Consider the following 23,712-nt stretch of genomic DNA (forward strand, 5'->3'; position numbering starts at 1 on the left):
CGGGCCAATGCGCCATGGCACATGCCAACTATTTGGGGAGCGCACGCGCCATGGCGCTTAGTGCCCCGCCACTGGCCTACTTTTGCGCCGCCACGTGGCCGGTTTTGTCTCCGCCGTTGACAGCCAGAGTCCATAGGAAGCACCTGCATCGGTCATTACTGGTCGTCTCCCTTACCGTGCCCGCCGTGGCCTCCATGACCGCCGTGCATGAAGAAGTGCATTCCAACGCAAAGCAGCAATGGCAGCCAGATCAGCAATCCGCTGCTCAGGATGTGCACCCGGTGCTCGTAACCCAGGAGAAGGCCGCCAACTGCCAGCGCAACGATCAGATAGATGCCGGCGCGTGATCGCCAGAATGAGGGCGGGCGGGGGGCATGCTCCGATTGACTTTGATTAACATGTGATGGATCAGGTTGATGGGTCACGTTGTGGCTTCCTTTCTAGATCTTTGCGCCGCGAAGGCGCAGCGAATTGAGCACCACCGAGATCGACGAGGCGCTCATGGCGAAGGCGGCAAACATCGGGCTGATGAGGATGCCGAAGAACGGAAACAGCACCCCCGCCGCGACAGGCACGCCAGAGGCGTTGTAGATCAGCGCGAAGAACAGGTTCTGCCGGATATTACGCATGGTGGCCCGTGCGAGCCGCCGTGCGCGCACGATACCGTCGAGGTTGCCCTTGACCAGTGTGATGCCCGCGCTTTCGATGGCCACATCGGCCCCGGTGCCCATGGCAATGCCGACATCGGCCTGTGCCAAGGCCGGTGCGTCATTGACGCCATCGCCGGCCATCGCGACCTTGCGGCCCTGCTGCTGCAATTCCTTGATGATCCGTGCCTTGTCCTCCGGCAGCACATCGGCCCGGATCTCGTCTATGCCCAGACGCGCGCCGATGGCCTTGGCCGTGCGTTCGTTGTCTCCGGTCGCCATGATAACGCGGAACCCCAATTCATGCAGATCCTTGATGGCGGCGGGTGTGGTTTCCTTCACCGGGTCAGCGACCCCGACAAGACCGGCGATCTTGCCATCCAGCACCACGAACATTACTGTCTCGCCCTCGTCGCGACGGGCATTTGCCTTGGCGGTCAGGTCGCCCGCCTCAAGGCCAAGGTCCCGGATCATCGCCAGATTGCCGAGCGCGACCGCTTTGCCGTCGACGACCCCCTTGACGCCCTTGCCGGTGACCGCCTCGAAGTCGTCGGCATTAGCCATCTTCACATCGCGCTCTTCCGCGCCGCGCACGATGGCCTCGGCAAGCGGGTGTTCCGATCCGCGCTCCAGCGATGCGGCGAGACGCAGGACCTCGGCCTCGTCGTGACCGGGTTGCGGCAGGACGGCGACAAGCTGCGGCTTGCCCATCGTCAACGTGCCGGTCTTGTCGACGATCAGGGTATCGACCTTCTCGAACCGCTCCAGCGCCTCGGCGTTCTTGATAAGTACCCCGGCCTGGGCCCCCCGCCCCGTCGCCGTCATGATCGACATCGGCGTGGCGAGGCCGAGCGCACAGGGACAGGCGATGATCAACACGGCGACAGCCGAGATCAATGCGTAGGACAGCGCAGGCGCGGGCCCCCAGATCGCCCATGCGATGAAGGACAGGAGCGCGATACCGATCACGGCCGGAACGAAATATCCCGCCACTTTGTCGGCATACTTCTGGATCGGTGCGCGCGACCGTTGCGCGTTGGAGACCATCTCGACGATCTGCGCCAGCATCGTGTCGGATCCGACCCGCGTCGCCTCCATCACGAGGCTGCCGGTGCCGTTGATGGTGGCACCGGTCAACGGGTCGCCCTCGGTCTTCTCGACTGGCACGGGTTCTCCGGAGATCATGCTTTCGTCGACTGAGGACCGGCCTTCCAGAACCACGCCATCTACCGGCACCTTGTCGCCGGGACGCACGCGCAGCCGGTCGCCGACCTGCACATCCTCCAGCGGAATCTCCTCTTCGGATCCGTCGTCCCGGATGACCCGCGCGGTCTTTGCCGCCATGTCGAGAAGCGCGCGGATCGCCTTGCCAGTGCCTTCACGGGCGCGCAATTCCATCACCTGGCCAAGCAGCACAAGCGTCACGATCACCGCCGCCGCCTCGAAATAGACGCCGACATGACCTTCGGCGTCGCGAAATCCGTCCGGGAATATGCCGGGTGCCAGAACGGCGACGACGCTGAAGAGCCAGGCCGCGATTACCCCCATACCGATCAGGGAGAACATGTTGAGATTCATCGTCCGGAACGAATTCCAGCCCCGAACCAGAAACGGCCAGCCGCACCAAAGAACAACCGGGGTTCCGAGAACCAACTCGATCCAGAGGGTTGCGCGCTCGCCGAAAATCTCTCGCACTTCCGGGAAGCCGAGATAGGGACCCATGGTGAGGATCAGAAGCGGAATGGTCAGTACCGTGCCAACCCAGAAACGCCGGGTGAAATCCACCAGTTCGGGGTTCGGGCCGTCGTCCATCGGGACCCCGGACTCAAGCTCCAGCCCCATTCCGCAGATCGGGCAGGAGCCGTGCTCGACCTGGCGAACCTGCGGGTGCATCGAACAGGTGTAGACGGCGCCGTCATAGCCCTCCGGGACGGTATCGTATCTGCCGTCCGCCGGGGCGGCACCAGCGTTATGGTCATGACCGTGGTGATCATGCCCGGCATGGCTGTCGAGCTCCGCCTCGGGCACAAGATGCATCCCGCATTTCGGGCAATCGCCCGGACCGTTCTGCCGTACCTCAGGGTGCATCGGGCAGGCGTAAATGTTGGATTCGGTTTCATGTGAAGCATGGCTTACTTGGTCGTTCATTCGGTTGTCCTCTCGGCGGGATTCGGGTCCAGCCTAATTGTTCCGGCAACTGGAAGGTCAAGGGCTGTCACCACAGAAAGGATCGCTTCGGCCAATAAACCGGCAATTCCGATCGCATTCGTTGGATGGGGTATGGTGTCGGTGGTGATGATTCTTGCCGCACCAGCCGACAGAATGGCGTCCTGAGCGCCGTGCGCAAAGACCGCATGGATAGCCAGGCAGACAGGCGCGGCGGTTCCAGCCGCAAGCAATCTTTCGACGGCGCGTGCCATCGTGACGCCGGAAGATGCGATGTCGTCGAGGATCACTGGCGTACCTTCGTGCAGCGCCGCGCTTTCGGGCACACTGACATCGACACTGCGGTCACCGGATCTCACCTTGCGCAAGACCTCATAGGGCCGTCCGGCCAGCCGGGCCACCTCGGCGACCCATTGCTGGCTTTCGCTGTCAGGGCCCAGAAGAACGGCGTCTGGCAGGTTCGTGCTGATCCAGGTCGCAAGCAGCGGGGCGGATACGGCGCGTATGGCAGGCATCGGGAAGACATCCTGCAGCCGCGCGATGCGGTGCAGATGCGGATCGACACTCGCCAGCCAATCGAAGCTTTCCCCCAGGAATTGCGCAAAGAGCGGCGCGCTGACCGCCTGCCCGCGCTCGAAGCGGCGGTCCTGCCGCATGTAGCCAAGATAAGGCGCGATCAATCCGACGCGACGCGCGCCCATCTCGCGCGCCGTCGCCGCGGCGAAGCGCAAGGGCAGGGCAAGCCGGTCGGGATCGCGCAAAGTCGCCAGAAATGCCACATCGGCCCCGTCCAGATCGCCGGGCAGCGAAATCAGGCTTTCGCCATCTGGGAAGTGGTGCCAGTCGAGAGCGAGCAGGTCCGCCCCAAGCGCGGGTGCCAGGTCTTCGGCAAGCGGCCTCATCTCGGGAAACGCGACAAGGATCATGACACTGCCTCGGACAGCGTCAGCACCCCGGTCTGGGACTCCGCGTAAGCCAGGGCATAGGCCAGTTCGCCTGGTGTCTCGGCATGAAGCTCATAAAGCGGCTGGCCCTTGTCCACCCAATCCCCGATCCGCACCAGAAGGCGGATGCCGGCGCTCTTCTGACGCGGGGCCCCGGCCAGCTTGGCGATGCGTGCGATGCGTCGGTTGTCGATGGCGGTCAACTGGCCCGCATGAGGGGCGCGTATTTCGATCTGCTGCGCTGCGGTTCCGGGTTTGCGGAAACCGCCCTGTGCCGCGCAAATTGCCATGAACTTTGCCTCCGCTGCACCACTATCGAGAAGCGCCTGCGCGCGGTCCCGCCCCCGCCCAGCAACGGCGTGCGGTGCGAGGTCCAGAAGATGTCCGGCCAGATCCAGCGCCCGCGCACGCAGGTCGCCAGGTGCATCCGGCGCGCGCCGCAAAACCGCGAGCACGTCGTGCGCCTCCAGCGCCGGGCCCATGCCACGTCCCACCGGGGCCACGCCATCGCTGATATGTAGCGCCAGGTTCAGACCCAACGCCTTGCCCACCGAAGACAGCCGTATCCCGAGTGCCTCCGCCGCTCCGGCAGACCGCACCTTGGCCGTTGGTCCGACCGGCATGTCGATCAGAACATGGGTGACACCGGCGGCCGCCTTTTTCGACAGTACGCTCGCTACGAGTTGACCGGTGGAGTCGAAATCGAGGGGGCGTTCGACACGGATAAAATGATCGTCGGCAGGACTGAGGGCGAGCCCGCCACCCCAGACGAGGCAACCGCCCTCGGCTTCGACCACCCGGCGCAGCGCGGCGGCGTCAAGCGCGACGGGCGCCATCACCTCCATGGTGTCGGCGGTTCCGGCAGGCGATGTGATCGCACGGCTCGACGTCTTGGGGATCAGATGCCCCGCCGCCGCGACGATCGCGACGACGATGGGTGTCGTCCGGTTGCCCGGCAATCCGCCGACGCAATGCTTATCGAGGACAGTGTGCTGCCCCCAGTCGAGCGTCTGCCCTGCTTCCTTCATGGCGCGGGTCAGCGCCACGGTTTCGGCCTCGTTCAGCCTGTCGCCGGCGCAGGCGGTCACGAAGGCGGCAAGGTCGAGATCCGATAACCGGCTGTCGAGCGTGTCGCGCACGATCGTCGCGAACCCGGCCCGGTCCAGCCTCTCGCCATAGGCTTTCGCCCGGATCATAGACGCCGAAACGGGCGGTTCAGGGTGCGAGAAAGCGGCTTCGTCTCCAATCTCAGCGCCAAGCGCGGCCCAGGCGGAAACGGACAATGCCGCCTGGTCCACGGCAAGCCATGCTCCGCGGCGGACGACATTCAGGGTCGCGATGATCCAGCGGTCCTTCAGGTCGATTCGTATGCGTGTCTGGGCAGCAAACCCCTCGGAACGGCAGACGTGACAGTCTTCATGCATGTAGACGACCGGCTGCCGGTAGGTGTCGATGCGGGAAGAGACCAGGGCAAGCGTTTCGGTCATCGCGGCCTGTCCAGGTAGACGGATTCGAGATGTTCGGGCACGCGCACGGATCGCCCTAGCTCGTGTTCGACGCGGAATCGCAGGGTGTCGGCGGTGACAGGTTCCCCATGGGTGAGATAGGTCATCTCGGGGGCGGGACCGGCGGACATCCAGCGCAGGATCTCATCGGCATCGGCATGTCCGGAAAAGGACTGGAGCTGAACCACTTCGGCCTCGATCGGGAACTCCCGTCCGAACATGCGCAATGTCCGCGCGCCCCCGGCCAGCGCCGCGCCACGCGTGCCGCCGGCCTGGAAACCGGAGAGCAAGATCGCGTTCCGCCGATCGCCGCCGAAGCTGGCCAGATGGTGCAGGATACGCCCGCCGGTCAGCATTCCGCTGGCGGAGACGATGATCATCGGGCCCTGGCGCGTGTTCAGCTCCTTGGATTGCTCGACCGTGTTTACCCTCTTGGCGATCTCGAACATCGCAATGCAGTCTTCGCGGCTGACGTGGTGCTCGGCGTGATGACGGTGATAGATCTCGGTCGCATTCACCGCCATCGGGCTGTTGAGGAACACCGGGACATAGGGAATATCGCCGCGCTCCATCAATCGCGCAATGTGCAGCATCAGCCCCTGCGCCCGTCCGACGGCAAAGGACGGGATCAGCACCGTGCCGCCGCGGGCAAAGGTGCGTTTGAGGATCGGGGCCAGTTCGGCTTCTGGGTCCACGTCGGGATGGGACCGGTTGCCATAGGTGGACTCGCAGACCAGAACATCTGCTCCGCCGAATGGCTGGGGCGGTCGCATCAGCGGATCGGGATCATGGCCCAGATCGCCGCTGAAATGGACAACCCTGCCGCCGACCTCAAGCCGGATCTGCGCCGCCCCGAGCAGATGCCCCGCCGGAATGAAACGGGCCGCGATGCCGTCGCCTAAATCTATTCGCCGGTCGAACGGTTGAAGATCAAAGCGGTCCAGCGCGGCCTTTGCATCCTTGAGCGTATAGAGCGGTTTTGGCTTCTTGTGTTTGGAATATCCCCTCCGCGCGGCAAAGCGCGCCTCTTCTTCCTGGATATGGCCGCTGTCGGGCAGAATAAGCCCGCACAGATCTGCCGTTGCTTCTGTGCAAAGAACCCGCCCGCGAAACCCCGCCCGGATCAGTGTCGGCAGATATCCCGAATGGTCCAGATGAGCATGGGTGAGCAGCACAGTGTCGATGGTGTTGACACGCACAGGGAAAGGTTTGCGATTGCGCGCCCGCAACTGCTTGAAGCCCTGGAACAGCCCGCAATCGACCAGAATGCGCCGCCCCAGGGCCTCGACCAGATAGCGCGATCCCGTCACCGTCCCGGCGGCGCCAAGAAAGCGCAGTTTCGGACGTGCGGTCGGGATCATGTCGCTGTTCCCCTTGCCGCGATGGCGTTGTAAAGGCCGCCGAAGATCAGCGCGGCGTACCAACCGTAGAGAAAGCTCTCGACCAGCCCGATGATGAAGCCCACCGGGGTCAGCCAGACGAAACCGGGCAGCAGACCGGACCAGGTTTCATACATTGCATAGGCGGGAAAGATCAGATCGAATGCGATGCACACAAGGTAGGTCAGCGCCAGGAACAGGCTCAGCGCCCAACCAAGCGGCACAACCGGCAAACGCACACGCCCTGCCCCGGCAGGCCCGCCCATGACGCAGGCCCCGCACGTCATGCGCAGGGCCAGGAAAAGGATCACCGCGACTGCGGTGAAATAGAAAATGGGCATCATGGCTTTCTCCCTTCTTGTCGTGAATTCGGACGGAGCGCGAACACATCCGCTGGACGGCGCCGGTTCAGGATGGGCGAACCAAGCGCCAGACGCCCATCCTGCGGTGGCTTTGCCTCGGCCCTAGCCGCAGCAGCAGCCGGATTTGGCCGGTTTTGCCTTTGCGGGTTCCGCGACCTGCGGTTCGACATTTGCTTTCGGCTGCGCATCGGTCTTGCCACCGCAACATCCGCCCTGTTTTTGCTGTGCTGTGTCTTGCGTCTGAGAAGTTGATCGGTCGTCCATCTGGACCTCCTTTTGTTTGGTTTCTTTCTATAGACGCGCCCCGACCGGAAGCATTACAGAGATTGGCAACCTGTCGGTCTTCGTTAGTACAGGAACAAGTGTATCGCTCTGCCGTAGGAAGGCGTCGATATTGCAGACAGAGTTACTGCATCCCGGCAGGCTGTCGGCTGACCGGTGCTATAGGTTACAGCAGCCGCCGCGCGGCCCATCCGATCACCTCGAAACCTCGCGCGCGCCAGCTGCGGGAATGCCAAGCCCGAAGAGTGACTTCGCGGGCATCCGAAAGATCTTGCAGATATTGCGCCTGCAACTGCCCTGCCAGGACGCGGTCATGTGCGACCAGAACCAGCTCCTGATTGACGAACAGGCTTCGGTAGTCGAGGTTAGCTGACCCGATGATCGACCAGCCTGTATCGACGACCGACGTCTTGGCATGCAATGGACGGGGCAGATACTCGTGAGACCCTCACGCCCGCCGAGAGAAGCTGCGCATATGCCGCCCGCGTCGCCCAGCCAGCGAACATAGGATCGCTCGTGCGAGGCACCAGCACACGGACGTCCACGCCGCGACGCGCGGCATCCTGAAGCGCCCGGTCGACCACGGTGTCCGGACCGAAATAGGGCGACGTCAGATAAACGCAGGTCTGTGCCATCCCGATCAGTCCCGCGTGCAGACAGGCAAGCCTCTTTTGAAACTTGCGCGAATAGCTCGGTACCAGCAGTCCTTCGATTGCGTCGGCCTCTTCGGGAATGGCGTTTGACGGAAGCGGGCGGGCGTCCTGCCAGGCCGGGTTTATCTGCGCAATGTGAGTCAGATCCCGTAAGCCCAGGCCGACAGTCGTCCCATATGGACCTCAACCATCCTGACACCGGGCACGTTTTCGACGGCAACCCGGATCGCATTCTCCTCGAAATCGCTGTCGGCGACACCCCAGACGGCGACATTCCCCTTGTCCACCGTGTAGTTGATGAGGTTGACCGCTGCACCGGGCACTTCTTTCAGAGCCTCTTCAATCTTCGCACGCAGCACGCGGTCGTCCTCCGACGGCTCCGGCAGCGCCCCATCCTGAAGCGCCGACAAGGCGTGGAGCAGGTTCGCACGGCTGACGATGCCGACCACTTTGTCGGATCTCACCACCGGCACGCGCTTGATCCGGTGCTTTTCCAGAAGACGCGCGATTTCCGCGACATTCGTATCCTCTTCTACCGAAACCACATCCCTTGTCATCACGTCTTCGACCCGGTGGCTTTTGAGCTTCACGAAATCCTGTGCGGATTCGCTTGCCCCGCCAAGCACCTCGAGCCACCATGACCGGCGTGGTCCGTCTGTTTCGCGGACACGCCGCATGAGGTCGCCTTCGCTGACAAGTCCCTTGAGGTCGCCCTCGGCGTCAACGACGGGCAGCGCGCTGATATTGTGGTCGAGCATCAAGCGTACCGCGTCCTCGATTTGTCCCTCCAGCGGGACCGAGATCACCGATGTTGTCATGATATCCTTGGCGAGCATGTCATAGTCTCCTTCTTGAGTTTTGGCTTGTTCAGCACGTCAGGTGCCGATAACGAGTTGCAGGTCGTCGCCCAGATTATAGGGCGGGATGTCGAGGTTGCGTGGGGCCGGCCCCTTCCGGATCCGGCCCGAGGTATCGTAATGCGATCCGTGGCACGGTCAGAACCAACCGCCGAACTCGCCCACCGCCGACCCATCCTGCCCTAGTGGAATGCACCCGAGATGGGTGCAGACACCGATAACGACCAGCCACTCGCCATCCTCGCCCGCCGCGCGGTTTTCATCCAGTGCTGGCTCTTCGCCACTTGCGTTCGGATTCTCACCCGCTTCGTCAACTGGATCGGGAAGCTGGTTAAGATCGACGGCCCGTGCAGCCTCGATTGCGGCTGGTGACCTGCGCCAGACGAAGACCGGGCGCCCCTGCCACTTCACAGTAATACGTTGGCCCGGTTCGACGCCGGAAAGATCGACCCTGACCGTGCCGGACGCGGTCACGTCGGCCGAGGGGTTCATCGAATTGATCAACGGCCAGACCGCCGCGCCTGCGGCAACCGCGCCGGTTGAGGCCGTTGCATAATACAGGAAATCGCGGCGCTCAGTTGCGGGCGATTGTCCGGGGTTGTCACTGGTTTTGATCATCGTGAATTCTCCGATTTAGAGTTCATCTCGGCTGCCGCGACAGGGCTTTCGACGTGAACACCCGCATCGACATGCAGCACCTCGCCCGTAATGCCGCCGGTATAGTCGCTGGCGAACAACAAGGCGGCGCGGCCCACCTCATCGGCCGTGACGTTGCGCCGCAAGGGGGCAACTCGCGCGGTCGCGTCCAGAAGACCCGCAAAGCCGGTTAACCCGGACGCCGCGCGGGTCATCACGGGTCCCACCGAAATGGCGTTGACGCGGATGTTCGATGGCCCGAGTTCGTGAGCCAGATAGCGCACCGGGGCCTCAAGCGCCGCCTTGACCGGCCCCATCACGTTGTAGCTCTCCACGACGCGCTCGCCGCCGAGATAGCTCAGCGTGATCAGGCTGCCGCCGCCCTTCATCAGGGGTTCTGCCAGATGCGCCATGCGGATCAGCGAATGGACGGACACCTGCATCGCGTCGGAAAATCCGTCGGCAGAGCAATCGGTCAGGCGGCCATGCAGATCGGCGGGCGGCACGCTGCCCACGGCATGCAAGATGAAGTCCAGCTTTCCCCAGCGCTCGGTGATGGCGTCGAAAACAGCGTCGAGTTCGTGTAGCACACTCACGTTGCAGGGTAGCAGGATCGGGGCCTCCAGCCGTTCGGCCAATGGCGCGACAAAGGGTTTGGTGCGCTCGTCGACATATGTGATCGCCAGATCCGCCCCCGCCTGCCGGAAATGCAGGGCGGCGGGCCAGGCCAGGCTGCGATCATTCGCTATACCGACAACCAGACCTTTCCGGCCGGACAGATCAAGCAGTTCGGCCGGATCGCAACATTCGTCGAAGTCAGGCATCCTTCGACGCCGCCTCGGTATCGGCGGACGCTTCGGTCTTCTTGTCGTGCGCACCATGACGCTTGGCCGACTTGCCATGTTTGTGCCCGCCATGTCCGTGCCCGAAAAGGTGCATCGCGGCCATTCCGCCGAAGAGGAGCACCAGAACCCAGTTCTCGAAAAGCCATTCCATCATTGTTCACTCCTTGTGTGATGCGGCGTCCGGATGGTCCGCCTGCGCAGGTGAGGGGATGCCGGGCAAAGGGCCGAATATCGCGCCGAAGACATGGGTGATCCAGGCATCGCGCCCCTTGCGCCATGCGCCCAGAACCTCGCCGGTGCGCGCCGACAGCGCGCGTTCGGTGACAATCGCCGGGTGGTCTTCCGGCAAGGGGTCGCGCGTCTCACGGATCGTTTCGGCGGTAGATTTGACGAGCGCCATCCACGGGTTCACGCGCTCGGAAAACATCGTCCGCGTCCAGCGCATGGGATGCAGGGTGCGCAGGGCCTCGGCGCTGGCCGCGCTGGTCGCGGCCCGCAGCCACGGGCTGACGAAGGTCGAGTAGGCCGCCTCGTTGATCCGCGATATCTGCGCCACTTGTTTCAAGGCCGCATCGTCCGATGCAATGCCCAGATCATCGACCTCGCGCGGTTCGAATCGCACCTCAAAATCGCCGGTCTCGCAGTCCGGGTCACCCGACGGGTTGTCGATCACCATCTCGTAGAGACCCGGGGAAAGGGCCTCGACATCGTCCAGGCTTTCCAGAATCGCACGATGCTGGAGCCGCGCGACGGAGCCGGAGACGAAGATGCCCAGATGCCCGACACGCGGATGCGTCATATAGACGATGCGCTGCCCGGCTGCCTTGAGCGCATCGGTATCGGGATAAAGCTTGCCAATCCACCCCATTGCCTGTTCGGGCGGCGTGATGTTGTCACCGTCCGAGGCGAAGATGATCAGCGGATTGCTGATGCGCTTAAGATCGACGGTGCAATGCGCATCCAGCTGCATCTCGCCCTGTTCCAGCCGGTTGCCGATGAACAGGTTCTGCGTGATGCCGAGGATTTCCTCGCGGCTGAGCGTGTAGTAGCCATTCCACCAGCGTTCGAACTCAAGGAACCGCTCGCGTTCGGTGTCGGCATGGGCAAAGAGGTTCGCGTATTTGTCCCAGATCGCCTTTTCGGGTTGCAAGGTCTCAAAATTCTGTGCCAGCCAGGCACCGTCGAACCGCCCGTCCCCCAGATCGGAGATCATATGGGCGGCCCATGCCCCGCCCGACAGTGCGCCCATCATCCGCATCGGGCTGCTTGCCGCCTCGCCCGACCAGTAGCTGAGCGGCGAGCCGTTCAGTACAATCGGACCGGTCAGACCGTCGCAATCCGCCGCCAGCAGCGTGGCCGCCCAACCGGCCTGGCAATTGCCGTAAAGTACGGGAGCTGTGTCCGGGTGACGGCGAGCGACCTCGGAGACGAAGTCGCGCAAGGCATAATGCACATCCGACAGCGTCTGACCTGGCATGGGCTCGGGGTAGAAGATCACGAAATAGACCGGATGGCCCTCGTGCATCGCCATGCCGACCTCGCTGTCGCGCTTGAAGCCGCCGATACCGGGCCCGTGCCCGGCGCGCGGATCAATGACGATCACGGGCGGCTTGGCCTCGTCCACGCAATCGTCCCAGCAATCGTCGCCGACCCGCGTGATCCTGAGCAGCGCGTAGTTGGCCGACCGCTCAAAGGTGCGTGCGTCCAGCAGCAGTTCGTAATCGAAATCCAGAAGCGGCGGCATGCCCTGCCGCTCATGCGCGATCATATTGTCGGCGCGTTCACGCAGCGTGTCGAGAAGCAGCACCCAGCGTTCAAAGGCGTCTTGGACGTAAGGCACGTTACTAGCGGTCGTTGCGTTACCGGAAACGGGTGCAAGAAATTGTTCCGGGGTCACTGTCGCAAGGCGCAGGCTCTTATTCATCATCAGCTTCCTCTTGATTGGTAGTGTCTATGGAGGGTCGTCCAGCGAGCATCACACGCACGAAATCAATCGCCACATCCTCGCGCAGACCGGAAAGGAGATAGGTCGCATCGCGAGACGCAATACCCAGCGCGCGTGCCGCAAGCGTCGGGGGTTGTTTCATCACTTCCACACGGTTGAACAACGCGCGTGCCATCGGGGCATCTGCGTACGCGGAAGTCTCGGCACATGCGCAGGTCATCCGGGATAAAAAGACGCGAAGATCGTCATCGGATGATGGTTGACGGGGTACTCCCGAGTTCCAATCCGACGTGATACGTGGCATGTTCAATTTCTCCTGCGGTTGTGCCTTCGGGCACACTCACAGAAGAAGACGCTGGATCATGGAAATCGTTACAGACCCGACTTCGCTGCGATCAGGATAGTTGTCCCTCTTCTTCGCAATCAGTCTCGTGTTTGTCGTTCTCGCAGCCCTCGGGCGGACAGTAACAATCGTCCCGGTCCTCTTGGCAGCACTTGCCGCAATGCGTTGTAAGCGCCTCGCGCAAAGCAGTGCGTGCCCGGTGTAGCCGGACACCAAGTGCGTTGCGGTTAAGCCGCAGATCGGCTGCCACGCTTTCGCGATCTTCTTCGCCGAAATCGATGCGCCGGATCAGTTCGGCATCCGCCGGGCGCAGTTCGGAAATCAACCCGCCATGGCAGGTGCACAGCCGCGCCATCTGTGAGGGCGCATCGGCAATCCATTCCTCTGGTTCGCGCGCCGCCGCCGCCGCCAGCCGGCTACGCCGGGTCCCTTTGCGGTAGTGATCGTTCAAAGTGGACCGCAGGATTGTGTAGAGCCACGCATCCATTCGTTCGACCTCTCGGAGCTGATCCTTGCGTGACAGCACGCGGATGCAGAAGTCTTGCAGGACATCCTCTGCATCTGCGCGGTTGCCAAGCCGTTTGACCAGAAATCCCATAAACGCTCCGCGCCCGTCCAACAGGGCGCGTTCCGGCGAAGCGTCGGGCACATCGGGCTTGCCACTGTCTTGCGATGCCATGATGTCTCTGCCCTTTCCAAGAGGTTTGCGAAGGTGCGATCAGCGCTGATTCGAGCATTGTCTCTCTAACGTACAATGCGCGCAGTCATTCTAAGAACAATTTGCCCCTCCGCGCGTCACTCTGAATAAGCAACACACATTCGTATCGAAGCAAACAGGCTTTCGACGAAGACAATAGCCAAAACGACCGTTTGAAAACAGGTTAACAGGTTGTTCTGTATTATCGACCTTGAGACCGCCGTGCTCCCTTAAGATTGACGAACACGATCCCCAAAATGACCAGCGCAATACCGGAAAATTGAATCCCGGACAGGCGTTCCCCGAAAAACAAGGCACCAATTGAAAGACCGAAGATTGGAACAAGAAAGCTGAACACAATCGCCCGGTTCAGCTCAACTGCCTCCAGCACGGAAAACCAGAGCCAATACACCAGCGCTGAGCCGAACAGGGCCAGCCCCAAAAGCGATGCCGTGAAGACCGCGTTCCATTGAATGGCGTTTTGATCTTCCAGCGCGAGGGCTGCGAACGCGAGCGGCGCGCTGCCGATGAGCAACTGTAACCCCATTGCAAAAAGCCCGTCCACTTTGCCGGCGATGGACTTGATGGCCACGTTGCTGATGGTCACCCCAACCGCGGCCAAAACGATATAGGCGAAACCGATGGCCGACCCCTCTTGCCCTCCATCAAGCAATTGCGGCAGCGCGATCACGAGGATTCCCATGAATCCGATCGAAAGGCCGACCCAACCGACCTTCGGCAGCCTTTCGCCAAGCCATACAACACCCAGTATTGCGGCCAGCAGCGGCTGCGCGTTTGCGATGACCGTGGCGAGGCCCGGAGACACGAATTCTGCTGCATGAAAAATGCCCAGAAATCCCAAACTTGTCGCACCAATCCCGACGATCCCCAAGGTCAACCACGTGCGCCAACCGCGCGGGAATGGTCTGCGCAAAATCATGGCCAGACCCACCAAAGTTGCTCCGGCCAGAACTGCGCGCATTGTCGCAAAAGTCAGATGCGGCGAGTATTGCAGCCCTGCCGTGATCAACGGAAAGCACGCCGCCCACAGGAACATGGCCAAAACGATTTTGGTTATGACAGTCGGCGACATCGAGATTTCCTTTCCAAGTCAGAAGTGGCAGGAATTGCAGAAATTTTCCGATGTGCCAACTCAGGGGCGAAGTAAGAAGACGCTGCGGCAGCCGAAACCTTACGCATTCCTGGGCATACGCCCGTTGGCCCGGGTTCCAAAAGACCGCGCCTGTGCATACCCAACAGCAAAACCACCAACAATCAGGTCACCCGAAGCACCCGAAAAAGTGTAACGTTCTCGATGCTTCGGCGTCTTACTCTTCAGAGGTGTATCATGAATCACGACCCGAATGATCGGTTGTCCGCGGCAGATCAGCCCGACACAGCCGCCAAAGATGCGGACATCGCTGTCCGTCGCGCGCTGGTGGAAGGTCGTCAACATATCTTGAATTTCCTGCGTCGGCGCCTGGGTGATGCAGAAGCCGCTGAGGATGTCCTGCAAACGTTCATGCTGCGGGCCATAGACCGCTCCGAGCAACTACGCGATGTACGCGCCGTTCGCGGCTGGCTCAGTCAAATCCTGGCGTCGTCAATCGCGGACTTCGGTCGCAAGGTTGCGCGGCAGCGTCAGAGGGAGATGGTGATGGCCCCGGCCAATTTGGACAGTTTCCAAGACGGGTTCGACGATGAACTCGATGAGGCGATATGTAATTGTCTATACAAGCTATTGCCGACGCTCAGACCGGACTATGCCGAGGTCATCTGGCGCGTCGATCTTCAGGAGCAGCCGCGCGAGGCTGTCGCCAAGGACCTCGGCATCACCTTGAACAACCTTACGGTCCGTCTTCACCGGGGTCGGCAGGCGTTGAAGACAAGGTTGGAACAGATGTGCCTGACCTGCCCGGTTCATGGCTTTCTTGATTGCGATTGCGACGCAGCAGAAAAGGCCCGCGCGCGTTTTCAAGCGATGAAGGACGACGCCGGAGCGAAAACAACGGACTGAGCCCCGATGCGCTGACCCTCTCTCACCGGCGTGTCTGCAATTCACGGATCGCGTTCTATGGTCCGCAAGCGAGGACACGCCGATCCGTTTCTCAAGGGTTCCGCCTACGTACGCGTGTGCACCGCCGGCACCGTGTCGGCAGGCCGCTGCGCTGTAATGAACCTTGTCGTCTTTCGTCTGTTTTATCAGAAAGCGGCGGTTGACGCCGCCTGACGACGAAAAACAAGACGGAGCAAGCGAGCATGTCCAACAGCGAAACCTCTCCCGACGAAGGCTTCGAACGAGAAGCCGGACAAATTGAAACCGGACGTTTCGCACCGGGGCGAGCGGCCATGTGGTTGCTCGCCAAATTGCTGCTCCGCCTCGTTCAGAACGGACGCCTCACCATTTACGATCCCTCCGGCGAGGCATGGCATTTCGGCCCCGGCGGCGAACCCGCCGTCTCTGTCCGTTTGACCGACAGGCCGCTGCCCGCGCAACTGCTTGCGAACCCCAGCCTCGCGCTTGGCGAGGCCTATATGGACGGGACGCTGCGCATCGAGTCGGGCAGCCTGCGCGATCTGCTCTCGATTTGTACGTCCGACATGGACGCCATCGAAGCATCGCCCGGCGTGCGGTTGATCCGCTGGTTGGACGCGTTCATGGCACGCAGGCTACATCACAATCCGATCAGCCGATCCCATGCGAACGTCGCGCATCACTATGACATCTCGACTGAGCTCTACGATCTTTTTCTCGATGCGGACCGGCAATACTCTTGCGCCTACTTCCCGACTGGCAACGAAACACTGGACGAGGCCCAAGCGCTCAAGAAAAAGCACATCGCGGCAAAGCTGCTGTTGCGGCCAGGGATGGAGGTGTCGCTTAGCCCTTAATTCCGAGACATGGCACTTTGATCCCCAAATTTTACCCTTAAAAACGAGATTCCGGCGCCTTCCAGTGGAGTTTCCTTGTCTTTCCGTAGTATCTCTGATCGAACTCTGTCTCAGCTTTACAGGCAAAATTTCGGAATTAAGGGCAAAATATCATATTTAAGGGCAAAGCACAGCCGCTGATTTCGTTGGATTTCTCATCTCGTAATTAAGGGCTACGCGACAACCGGTCAGGCACGGGATCGCACCAGTCCGCGCAATTAATCATTCGACCGCATAGACGGTCGGGTTCACACCTTCTTCGACGGTGTAAATCTTGAACGGTTCCTGCTTCGCGCCCCCCATACCCGGCGATCCCAACGGCATGCCGGGAAGTGTCAGACCGGCAATGTCCGGGCGCTCATCAAGCAACTTGTTGACGACATCAATTGGCACATGACCGCTGACGACGTAGTCACCCAGAAAGGTCGTATGGCAGCCCTGGAAATCGTCCGGGATACCTGCATCACGGCTGATCTGAGCCAGATCATGGGTCGGCTTTACCTCGACCGTGAAGCCATTCTCGCGCAGGTAGTCCGCATAGCTCTCGCAGCATCCGCATTGCGGGTTCTTGTAGAGCGTGGCCTCTTGCGCTGCTGCAGGCGCGGCATTCAGGCTCATTGCAAGGACAGCGGCAGCACCTGCGGTGCCAAGACTGGCAAGTCCAATTAGTTTCTTCATCGGTTCTTTCCTTTCGTGGTGATCGTTACGTGAGATTGTTTCAGGTTTTGGTCGTGCCAGGATCGACACGTATGATGCCCATCATGCCGGCCGCCTGGTGTTCCAAGATGTGACAATGGAACATCCAGTCTCCCGGATTGTCCGCCACGAAGGCGATCTCGACCCGTTCCTCCGGTGCCATCAGGACGGTGTCCTGCCATTCGCGATGCCGTGTCGGTTGCCCGTTCCGTGTGATCACACGGAACGAATGTCCATGAAGATGCATCGGGTGATGCCACGCGGTGCGATTGTCCATCTGCAGCACATGCGACGTGCCCTGCGGCAGGACCAGCAATGGATCCATCATGTGCCCCGTTGCTGCTTTGCCGTTGATGAACCACATGTTGCCTTCGCGCATCTGCTCCATCATGGACCCCATGCCGCCGCCCATCATCATCTGCCCCATCATGCCGCCATTAAAGATGATCTGATGCCGCGTGGCAGCTTGCATATCGGGTTCGGCCAGCGGGTTGGGTGGCAGTTCCATCGACCAGTCCGGGACCGCGTCCCGTAACCGATCCGGCCCGTAGGCGAGATCGACCAGACGGTATTCCAGATCCCTGTAGAAGACATCGGTGATGGTCAGGCTCTCTCCGGGCTTGCCGGTCATATCAATCACCAGATCGACACGCATGGCCGGACCGACCACCACGATGTCATCGTCTGGTACATGAGGTGACACGGGTTGACCGTCCAGAGCGACCACGACCGGCGCAAGCCCCCCGAAATCCAGCCCGAATATCCGCGCGTTCGCTGCATTGACCAGCCGAAGGCGGATGCGTTCCCCGGATCGCACCGCGATACGGTCAGGGATCTGGCCGTTGATCGTCACGGAATTGCCGATACGACCGCCGTGCATCGCGTCGTGCCGGCTTCCGAAATCTGTCGCAATCTGTCCGTCGCCGGTCATCCGCCAGTCATCGAGCATCCAGGTCAAATCGCGATCCACGCGGATCGGGTTTGCTTCCTCGACGATCAGCGGCCCGTAAAGCCCGCGCCCGACCTGTTCCGAACTGCGCTGGTGCGGGTGATACCAGAATGTACCTGCGTCCAGCGCATCGAATTCGTAGAGAAACTCGCCACCGACCGGGATCGGGTCCTGTGTCAGGAACGGCACACCGTCCATCGCATTGGGTGTGCGAATGCCATGCCAGTGGACCGTCGTCCCTTCATTTAGCCCGTTCCGGGCCAGAACCCGAATTCGGTCTCCCTGCCGCACCCGGATCTCGGGGCCGGGGAGGGATCCGTTGTAGCTCCAGACGTCGGTAGGGCCGTAGGGTGCCGGTCGCAGGGCGGCTTGTCCGGCCGCAGCGCGTAGCAAGAATGGGTCCTCTGTCGGACCTGCCATCGCTACTCGTGCCGGTGACAGAGTGGATATGGCCGTGAAAGCGGCACCGGTGCGCAGCACGTGCCGTCGTGAAATCAGTCTGTTGAGGGTCATTACTTCTGCCTTGATCTGAAAGGGTCGCACTCAGCCAGCTTCGGCCAAGGCAACGGTCAGGCCCCGCAACAAGCGAGGCCGCTATCAGGTTCAGACAGGCAGCTTGGGAGGAAATGGATCAAGGGAGGGAACCGCGCCAATCGGGATCACAGGTCCCGCGACCGGGATGACAACACCGAAGGCCATCTCAAGCGTCATCGCTGACGTACGAGCTACGATACCGGCCGTAGTTCCCGCGCCACAAGGGACTGTACACCCACCCTCGCAGGTTATCCCGTCAGCAAATCCGATCGGATCACATCCGCCGCAATGGTCGTCCCCGCTTTCAGCGCCCACCATCTGAGCCATTGCTGCCTCAGCCGCATTCGCTGCCGATACATCCGGCGCAACCACGGCACCGAAGCTCAATGCAAGAATCAAAATGAGGCGGAAAACGCAGATCATGCGATCCTTATGCAAGCTTCCAGTAGGGGGAGGTCAAGAAGTATCCCGTAACATAGGCGTGACATTGCCACGCGGGTACTCACTGATTGGCCAAAAGATGCCCGAGGTTGGTTTCGGGGGAAAATCTGAGGCGAGACTGCGGACTCATCCAAGGTCTGTTTCGGAGCCAGGCAACCACCCGCATCTTTTCATGCGGGTGGCTGCCCTTGTGTCAACTTGCGTCTTTGAATTCGGTGTATTCGCCGCGCACCTGGACAGTCACGGTTGCGGGCTGGCTGTCCCGATTCCGCCAGAACCATCCGTGTTCGCCGTCGAATGCCGCGATGATCTCGCCCTCGTCGCCCGTCGAACCGCGGCCCTTTTCATAGGTCACCGAATTGCCGCCGCCGTGGCCGTGCATGTCAAAATTCACCCGACCGCCATCGACCAGCATTCGGTATTCCACCGTCTGGCCCTCTTCCATGACCAGCTTCCACTCGGCACTGTCGCCGGGTGCAAGCGTAAAGGTGGTTTCGTCACGCCAGATTTCGGCGTCCTGTGCATATGCCGTGCCGACAAAAAGTCCAAAGATATCGTTCATAAGGCTCGACTGCTCTTCGGCTTCGATCTCCAACAGCCTGTCGGCTTCGGCCTCCTCCGCAAGCTGGGCTTTGATCTCACCCATCTCGCTCAGCCCGAGAACCCCGCCGATCCCGGTCGGGTCGATGTTGTATTCGGCAGGCAGCACGACGGTCACAAGGATCGCAACGGCGCTGGCCGCCGCAATGGCAGTGGAACGGATAAGCTGCGCGGAGCTGGGAAGCTCATCAAGGCTCGGTTTTTTTGCGTTAAACATTTTGGTCTCCTAAATTCTCAGGTGGCTACGAAGTAGCCGGTGATTTGCAGGCCCATGAGGATGAATCCCATGGACATCATGACGACGTTGGCGGTGTAGGCTTGGCGGAAGAAGCTTGGGGATTTCCGCCAGAAGCCCATGACGATGAGGATCACGGCAAGCGCCATGATCTGGCCAAGCTCGACGCCCACGTTGAACGCCAGAAGATTGGCCAGTAGGCCCTCTGACGCGATCTCGTAGTCTAGGATCTTCGTGGCCAGGCCCGTGCCGTGGAAGAAGCCGAAGATCAGCGTTGCGGCCTTGGTGTTCGGCTGGAACCCAAACCAGCGCTGATAAGCCCCGAGATTGTCGAGCGCCTTGTAGACGACCGAAAGGCCGATGATCGCGTCGATGATGTAGGCGTTGATGCCCCAGCCGAACCAGACACCGGCCAGCATCGTGGTCGAGTGCCCGAGGGCGAAGAGGCTGACATAGATGCCTACATCCTTCATCTTGTAGAGGAAGAAGACGACGCCGAGCAGGAACAGGATGTGATCGTATCCCGTGACCATGTGTTTGGCGCCGAGATACATGAAGGGGATGATGTTCACCCCCCAGATTTCCTGGATATAGCCTGCGTCACCTTCTGTGACGGCATGGGCAAGAGCGTTTTCCGCACCCAGGACGAGCGCCGAAAGGGCAATGAAGGACAGGATCACGATCCGGCGTATGCCGGGATCGGTCCAGCCCTGGTGGACTGTATTCATGGATTGAACTCCGCATATGTGTTGATGATCGAATGCAGCGCGCTGTTGGCACGCAGTCGATCAGACGCGCGGAGGTCTTTCGATTTGGTATGTCTGCAAGGTGTTCGACGTGGCCGAACTCAACGGCCATGCGGCTCTATAAATATCGAGCGGGTGCGGCGATCGGTCGGGGCCAGGCACGACCGCCTGACTGTGATCGTGATCGATGCTGTCATGGCTATGTCCATGCATGGCCCAGGCGAGGTCTTCTTCCAGTCCATGCGAATGACCGTGCTCAGCAACCATTTCTGCGTGCTCTTGAAGGACGCCGATGACTGAGGGTGCGTGCGAGGTTGCGGGCACCACAGACCAGAGGAGTACGGCCAAACATAAGAGTGTCGCAAACGCGGCGTTTACAACTGTCCTCAAGGTATCCATAGGATCTGCCCGTCTGCCCGTCTCTAGCGTGGTGCGTCGTGGCACCATCTTGTTCTATCCTCCCGGGGGGGATAGAACTACTTTATGACAAAACATCCAGTCCATGCAACCCATCCCGCCCTTGTCGCCCGGCTGAAACGCGCTGACGGCCATTTGCGCGCCGTGATCGAAATGATCGAGGCGGGCAAACCCTGTCTGGAGATTGCTCAGCAGATGCAAGCGGTCGAAAAGGCCGTGACGAACGCCAAGCGTGCGCTGATCCATGATCACATGGACCATTGTATCGACGTTGAAAGTTCTGAAACTGATCGCGCCGAGTTGCGGGCGATCGCCCGATATCTCTGAGGCTGACCATGCTCGATATTCTCTCCGACCGCACTTATCGGCACCTGTTTCTGGCACAGGTCGTAGCCCTTCTGGGTACCGGACTCGCCACAGTCGCACTCGGCCTGCTCGCCTTTGATCTTTCGGGCGACGGGGCGGCGCTGGTCCTCGGCACAGTCTTCACCATCAAGATGGTTGCTTATGTGGGCATCGCGCCCATTGCAGGGGCTTTCGCAGACCGCGTGCCGCGCCGCGCGCTTCTGGTGACGCTCGATCTGGTGCGTGCCGGTGTCGCGCTCGCACTGCCCTTCGTGACCGAGGTCTGGCAGGTCTACGTCCTGATCTTCCTTCTTCAATCGGCTTCCGCCGCCTTCACGCCGACCTTTCAGGCGACGATCCCGGACGTTCTGCCCGAAGAGGCGCGCTATACCCGCGCGCTGTCGCTGTCGCGGCTGGCCTACGATCTGGAAAACATCGTCAGCCCGACGCTGGCGGCCCTTCTGCTCGCGGTGATGTCCTACAATTCGCTTTTCCTCGGCACGGTCCTCGGTTTCGCCGCATCGGCCCTTCTGGTTGTTTCGGTCGTGCTGCCCAGTCCCCGCCCATCCGAGCCGCGCGGTGTCTATGACCGCACTACGCGCGGCATCCGCATCTATCTGGCCACGCCCCGCTTGCGCGGGCTCTTGGCATTGAACCTCGCGGCGGCGGCGGCAGGTGCGATGGTGCTGGTCAATACCGTCGTTCTTGTGCGCGGCTCGCTCGGCCTTTCGGAAAGTGCTCTGGCCTGGACGATGTTCGCCTTCGGCGCAGGGTCGATGATCGCCGCGCTGGTCCTGCCGCGTGTTCTCGATGTGTTGCCGGACCGGCCCGTGATGTTCGGCGGAGCCACGCTGATGGTGGCTACTCTGGTCGGTCTGGCGTTGACGGTCCTTGGAGCGGGCCTTGGCTGGTCCATCCTTCTGACAGCCTGGTTGCTGGTGGGGCTCGGATATTCCGCTGTCCTCACCCCTTCCGGCCGACTGCTGCGCCGTTCCGCCCACGCCGGGGACCGCCCGGCACTCTTCGCGGCGCAATTCGCGCTGTCCACGCCTGCTGGCTTGTGACCTATCCGCTGTCGGGATGGCTGCTGACAGTCTATGGTGTCGTTCCCGCACTGATCGGACTGGCCCTCATCGCCGCCTTCGGAATGCTCGCAGCGCTGAAACTCTGGCCGTCCGGCGATCCCGTTGAGCTTGAGCACACCCACGGTAATTTGCCACTCGACCATCCCCACCTAAGGGGACATCGCAGGCACAGCCATGCCTTGATCATTGACGAGAGCCATCCTCGCTGGGCCACGCATTTATAAGCCGCAGCAAGAGACGAAGACTGGACACGGGCGGTTCGTTTTCATCCATGCGGACATTCGTGCTTCGAGCAAAATTCATCAAAGTGGGCTCGATGCGCGAATTGTCTGCAAGTTTGGCGGACAGAAGCGTTGACTCTAACATAAACTGTCGGCCCCCCGACAAAGAGCACGGCTTAAGTTGCGACCCTCCACATCCGATACCGCCCCTGCCCCGTCATCTCGTGGATCAGACCACGCGCTTCCATCCAAGCAAGGTTGCGCTGGATGGCAGCCCGGCTGGCGCCGATCAGGGCCTCGGCCATCGGAGCGGACACGAGCGGCCATTCGGTAAGTACCGCGCACAAGGCCGGGGGCGTGCGGCCGGAAAGCGGGCTCATCTCGGCTTCCGCCCTCGCCGACCATGCCTCGATATCATCGAGGTGACGCATTGCGGTCAGGCATGCGGTCTCCATCCCGTCAAGCCAACGAGACAGACGGTCAGCGGGTGGGCCACCGGAGCGCAATCCTCCTGCCCCGCCCATGGCCAAAGGCGCGAAGAGCGCCCCCTTGCCCTCACTGGCCACGATCCGTGCGGCTGTGACCGCCGCTTCCATCCGGTCGCCGTGCTGCCCGAGGCCCGCGAGACTCCAGAGATGGAAGCCCATGCAAGCGCGCGTGACTGGGTGAAGATCGGCGGCTTGCGCCATAAGATCGAGCCAACCGCCCGCGCGTTCCGCGAACGGTTCGGCTTCAACGCCGAGGTTCTCGGGGTCGCGGCGGTCGAGGAAGGCGGACAGGTCCACTTCCGGTCCAAGGCCGCCTGTAAGACGCCGCACTGCCCATCCGACACGCGCGAGCGCCGCGGTGTCGTCCTGCACGCCGGACAAGCGCATGGATTTCCAGAGCGCCAGCCGATCCGGGCCAATTCGGTCGCCTACAAACCAGCTGAGGTCTGCCGCCTCCATCAGCGCGAGCCTGTGCCGCCAACCTTTCGGGCCACGGCGCAGCCGGTCGTCCAGCGCGCCGATCCGGCCAGCCACACGGGCGAGACGCGCGGCATTGCCCGCCTCTGCCTTCCGCCAATCGTCGAGGACTGCGGTTTCACGAAGCTCTGCCCTAGGTCCGGGCGGCAGATAATCTGGCTCCTCGTCCATCGGACCGGGCAGGAACCACTGTCGCATTTTCTTCACCATTTCAGCACATGATTATTACGTGATTTCTGGAAGATACCGCGATATTGCACATCATTTTTCAGCTTAAGGTTTCAAT

General features: G+C 61.4%; 23 protein-coding genes and 2 pseudogenes. 4 read left to right on the top strand and 21 right to left on the bottom strand.

All coding sequences use genetic code 11. The annotated features are described in order from the left end of the window. Window positions 1-155 precede the first annotated feature (155 nt). The 16 genes and pseudogenes from PVW27_RS21570 to PVW27_RS17920 all read right to left on the bottom strand — a co-directional run bounded on the left by PVW27_RS21570 (window position 156) and on the right by PVW27_RS17920 (window position 14,354). On the bottom strand, window positions 156-425 hold the full coding sequence (locus tag PVW27_RS21570) for a DUF2933 domain-containing protein (protein WP_079921059.1): 270 nt from the start codon (window positions 423-425) through the stop codon (window positions 156-158). 15 nt (window positions 426-440) lie between these two features. Further along, complete coding sequence (locus tag PVW27_RS17855) at window positions 441-2,795, bottom strand: copper-transporting P-type ATPase (protein WP_230802098.1); 2,355 nt, start codon at window positions 2,793-2,795, stop codon at window positions 441-443. Then, a complete protein-coding gene (locus PVW27_RS17860) occupies window positions 2,792-3,739 on the bottom strand; it encodes a ribose-phosphate diphosphokinase (protein ID WP_008282884.1) in 948 nt (315 codons plus the stop codon). Before PVW27_RS17860 ends, PVW27_RS17855 begins: the two co-directional genes overlap by 4 nt. After that, window positions 3,736-5,244: a thymidine phosphorylase family protein gene (locus PVW27_RS17865; RefSeq protein WP_230802097.1), complete on the bottom strand. Its 1,509-nt coding sequence runs from the start codon at window positions 5,242-5,244 to the stop codon at window positions 3,736-3,738. Before PVW27_RS17865 ends, PVW27_RS17860 begins: the two co-directional genes overlap by 4 nt. Next, window positions 5,241-6,623, bottom strand: a complete 1,383-nt coding sequence (locus tag PVW27_RS17870) for an MBL fold metallo-hydrolase RNA specificity domain-containing protein (protein WP_008282886.1) — start codon at window positions 6,621-6,623, stop codon at window positions 5,241-5,243. Before PVW27_RS17870 ends, PVW27_RS17865 begins: the two co-directional genes overlap by 4 nt. Then, window positions 6,620-6,985, bottom strand: a complete 366-nt coding sequence (locus PVW27_RS17875; RefSeq protein ID WP_008282887.1) for a DUF5676 family membrane protein — start codon at window positions 6,983-6,985, stop codon at window positions 6,620-6,622. Before PVW27_RS17875 ends, PVW27_RS17870 begins: the two co-directional genes overlap by 4 nt. 466 nt (window positions 6,986-7,451) lie before the next feature. Further along, the gene (locus tag PVW27_RS17880) at window positions 7,452-7,706 is read right to left on the bottom strand and encodes a phospholipase D-like domain-containing protein (protein ID WP_269063181.1); all 255 of its coding nucleotides are present in this window, start codon (window positions 7,704-7,706) and stop codon (window positions 7,452-7,454) included. Next, window positions 7,651-7,920: a phospholipase D-like domain-containing protein gene (locus PVW27_RS21600; protein WP_419248191.1), complete on the bottom strand. Its 270-nt coding sequence runs from the start codon at window positions 7,918-7,920 to the stop codon at window positions 7,651-7,653. Before PVW27_RS21600 ends, PVW27_RS17880 begins: the two co-directional genes overlap by 56 nt. A 158-nt stretch (window positions 7,921-8,078) precedes the next feature. Continuing rightward, a complete protein-coding gene (locus PVW27_RS17885; RefSeq protein WP_230802096.1) occupies window positions 8,079-8,774 on the bottom strand; it encodes a CBS domain-containing protein in 696 nt (231 codons plus the stop codon). A gap of 39 nt (window positions 8,775-8,813) precedes the next feature. Further along, a pseudogene (gene petA / locus PVW27_RS17890) lies at window positions 8,814-9,413 on the bottom strand (ubiquinol-cytochrome c reductase iron-sulfur subunit). Beyond that, a complete protein-coding gene (gene fabI / locus PVW27_RS17895) occupies window positions 9,410-10,255 on the bottom strand; it encodes an enoyl-ACP reductase FabI (RefSeq protein WP_230802095.1) in 846 nt (281 codons plus the stop codon). The pseudogene petA and the gene fabI overlap by 4 nt, the downstream one beginning before the upstream one ends. Further along, window positions 10,248-10,430, bottom strand: a complete 183-nt coding sequence (locus PVW27_RS17900) for a hypothetical protein (RefSeq protein ID WP_230802094.1) — start codon at window positions 10,428-10,430, stop codon at window positions 10,248-10,250. Before PVW27_RS17900 ends, fabI begins: the two co-directional genes overlap by 8 nt. A gap of 3 nt (window positions 10,431-10,433) precedes the next feature. Continuing rightward, entirely contained in the window at window positions 10,434-12,203 is a 1,770-nt protein-coding gene (locus PVW27_RS17905) for a DUF3141 domain-containing protein (RefSeq protein WP_230802093.1), read from the bottom strand. Continuing rightward, window positions 12,193-12,525 (bottom strand): hypothetical protein, encoded by a 333-nt coding sequence (locus PVW27_RS17910; protein WP_274560098.1) that lies wholly within the window; start codon window positions 12,523-12,525, stop codon window positions 12,193-12,195. Before PVW27_RS17910 ends, PVW27_RS17905 begins: the two co-directional genes overlap by 11 nt. Before the next feature lie 91 nt (window positions 12,526-12,616). Further along, window positions 12,617-13,243 carry an RNA polymerase sigma factor gene (locus tag PVW27_RS17915; RefSeq protein WP_230802091.1) on the bottom strand — a complete coding sequence of 209 codons (627 nt, stop codon included), beginning with the start codon at window positions 13,241-13,243 and terminating at the stop codon, window positions 12,617-12,619. Window positions 13,244-13,463: 220 nt separating this feature from the next. Then, a complete protein-coding gene (locus PVW27_RS17920; protein ID WP_230802090.1) occupies window positions 13,464-14,354 on the bottom strand; it encodes a DMT family transporter in 891 nt (296 codons plus the stop codon). A 255-nt stretch (window positions 14,355-14,609) separates the two neighbouring features. Between PVW27_RS17920 and PVW27_RS17925 the strand changes: the two genes are divergently transcribed. Together PVW27_RS17925 and PVW27_RS17930 are read left to right on the top strand one after the other, a co-directional pair. Continuing rightward, window positions 14,610-15,278, top strand: a complete 669-nt coding sequence (locus tag PVW27_RS17925) for an RNA polymerase sigma factor (protein ID WP_230802089.1) — start codon at window positions 14,610-14,612, stop codon at window positions 15,276-15,278. Window positions 15,279-15,520: 242 nt separating this feature from the next. Next, the gene (locus PVW27_RS17930) at window positions 15,521-16,153 is read left to right on the top strand and encodes a class I SAM-dependent methyltransferase (protein WP_274560104.1); all 633 of its coding nucleotides are present in this window, start codon (window positions 15,521-15,523) and stop codon (window positions 16,151-16,153) included. A gap of 261 nt (window positions 16,154-16,414) precedes the next feature. On the opposite strand, the gene PVW27_RS17935 is transcribed toward PVW27_RS17930, so the two are convergent. The 4 genes from PVW27_RS17935 to PVW27_RS17950 form a co-directional block, all read right to left on the bottom strand. Then, window positions 16,415-16,870 (bottom strand): DUF411 domain-containing protein, encoded by a 456-nt coding sequence (locus PVW27_RS17935; protein ID WP_009820203.1) that lies wholly within the window; start codon window positions 16,868-16,870, stop codon window positions 16,415-16,417. Window positions 16,871-16,910: 40 nt separating this feature from the next. Next, window positions 16,911-18,230, bottom strand: coding sequence for a multicopper oxidase family protein (locus PVW27_RS17940; protein ID WP_245875214.1), 1,320 nt, complete (start codon window positions 18,228-18,230; stop codon window positions 16,911-16,913). A 775-nt stretch (window positions 18,231-19,005) separates the two neighbouring features. Beyond that, window positions 19,006-19,629, bottom strand: a complete 624-nt coding sequence (locus tag PVW27_RS17945; RefSeq protein ID WP_037275469.1) for a hypothetical protein — start codon at window positions 19,627-19,629, stop codon at window positions 19,006-19,008. A gap of 17 nt (window positions 19,630-19,646) precedes the next feature. Then, on the bottom strand, window positions 19,647-20,375 hold the full coding sequence (locus tag PVW27_RS17950; RefSeq protein WP_009820205.1) for a HupE/UreJ family protein: 729 nt from the start codon (window positions 20,373-20,375) through the stop codon (window positions 19,647-19,649). A gap of 501 nt (window positions 20,376-20,876) precedes the next feature. On the opposite strand from PVW27_RS17950, the gene PVW27_RS17955 reads away from it, so the two are divergent. Beyond that, complete coding sequence (locus PVW27_RS17955; protein WP_007120627.1) at window positions 20,877-21,137, top strand: metal-sensing transcriptional repressor; 261 nt, start codon at window positions 20,877-20,879, stop codon at window positions 21,135-21,137. A gap of 8 nt (window positions 21,138-21,145) precedes the next feature. After that, window positions 21,146-22,464: pseudogene (locus PVW27_RS17960) on the top strand (MFS transporter). Window positions 22,465-22,637: 173 nt separating this feature from the next. Here PVW27_RS17960 and PVW27_RS17965 read toward each other — a convergent pair. Then, window positions 22,638-23,624: a hypothetical protein gene (locus PVW27_RS17965; protein WP_230802432.1), complete on the bottom strand. Its 987-nt coding sequence runs from the start codon at window positions 23,622-23,624 to the stop codon at window positions 22,638-22,640. Window positions 23,625-23,712: the final 88 nt, after the last annotated feature.

The organism is Seohaeicola sp. 4SK31 (assembly GCF_028802875.1).
In the GTDB taxonomy this organism is placed as follows: Bacteria; Pseudomonadota; Alphaproteobacteria; order Rhodobacterales; family Rhodobacteraceae; genus Seohaeicola.

Excerpts from the sequence above, each read along its gene's own strand:
- PVW27_RS17855 (WP_230802098.1), bottom strand. The coding sequence starts at position 2,795 with ATGAACGACCAAGTAAGCCATGCTTCACATGAAACCGAATCCAACATT.
- PVW27_RS17860 (WP_008282884.1), bottom strand. The coding sequence starts at position 3,739 with ATGATCCTTGTCGCGTTTCCCGAGATGAGGCCGCTTGCCGAAGACCTG.
- PVW27_RS17865 (WP_230802097.1), bottom strand. The coding sequence starts at position 5,244 with ATGACCGAAACGCTTGCCCTGGTCTCTTCCCGCATCGACACCTACCGG.
- PVW27_RS17870 (WP_008282886.1), bottom strand. The coding sequence starts at position 6,623 with ATGATCCCGACCGCACGTCCGAAACTGCGCTTTCTTGGCGCCGCCGGG.
- PVW27_RS17875 (WP_008282887.1), bottom strand. The coding sequence starts at position 6,985 with ATGATGCCCATTTTCTATTTCACCGCAGTCGCGGTGATCCTTTTCCTG.
- PVW27_RS21600 (WP_419248191.1), bottom strand. The coding sequence starts at position 7,920 with ATGGCACAGACCTGCGTTTATCTGACGTCGCCCTATTTCGGTCCGGAC.
- PVW27_RS17885 (WP_230802096.1), bottom strand. The coding sequence starts at position 8,774 with ATGCTCGCCAAGGATATCATGACAACATCGGTGATCTCGGTCCCGCTG.
- fabI (WP_230802095.1), bottom strand. The coding sequence starts at position 10,255 with ATGCCTGACTTCGACGAATGTTGCGATCCGGCCGAACTGCTTGATCTG.
- PVW27_RS17900 (WP_230802094.1), bottom strand. The coding sequence starts at position 10,430 with ATGATGGAATGGCTTTTCGAGAACTGGGTTCTGGTGCTCCTCTTCGGC.
- PVW27_RS17905 (WP_230802093.1), bottom strand. The coding sequence starts at position 12,203 with ATGATGAATAAGAGCCTGCGCCTTGCGACAGTGACCCCGGAACAATTT.
- PVW27_RS17910 (WP_274560098.1), bottom strand. The coding sequence starts at position 12,525 with ATGCCACGTATCACGTCGGATTGGAACTCGGGAGTACCCCGTCAACCA.
- PVW27_RS17915 (WP_230802091.1), bottom strand. The coding sequence starts at position 13,243 with ATGGCATCGCAAGACAGTGGCAAGCCCGATGTGCCCGACGCTTCGCCG.
- PVW27_RS17920 (WP_230802090.1), bottom strand. The coding sequence starts at position 14,354 with ATGTCGCCGACTGTCATAACCAAAATCGTTTTGGCCATGTTCCTGTGG.
- PVW27_RS17925 (WP_230802089.1), top strand. The coding sequence starts at position 14,610 with ATGAATCACGACCCGAATGATCGGTTGTCCGCGGCAGATCAGCCCGAC.
- PVW27_RS17930 (WP_274560104.1), top strand. The coding sequence starts at position 15,521 with ATGTCCAACAGCGAAACCTCTCCCGACGAAGGCTTCGAACGAGAAGCC.
- PVW27_RS17935 (WP_009820203.1), bottom strand. The coding sequence starts at position 16,870 with ATGAAGAAACTAATTGGACTTGCCAGTCTTGGCACCGCAGGTGCTGCC.
- PVW27_RS17945 (WP_037275469.1), bottom strand. The coding sequence starts at position 19,629 with ATGTTTAACGCAAAAAAACCGAGCCTTGATGAGCTTCCCAGCTCCGCG.
- PVW27_RS17950 (WP_009820205.1), bottom strand. The coding sequence starts at position 20,375 with ATGAATACAGTCCACCAGGGCTGGACCGATCCCGGCATACGCCGGATC.
- PVW27_RS17955 (WP_007120627.1), top strand. The coding sequence starts at position 20,877 with ATGACAAAACATCCAGTCCATGCAACCCATCCCGCCCTTGTCGCCCGG.
- PVW27_RS17965 (WP_230802432.1), bottom strand. The coding sequence starts at position 23,624 with ATGCGACAGTGGTTCCTGCCCGGTCCGATGGACGAGGAGCCAGATTAT.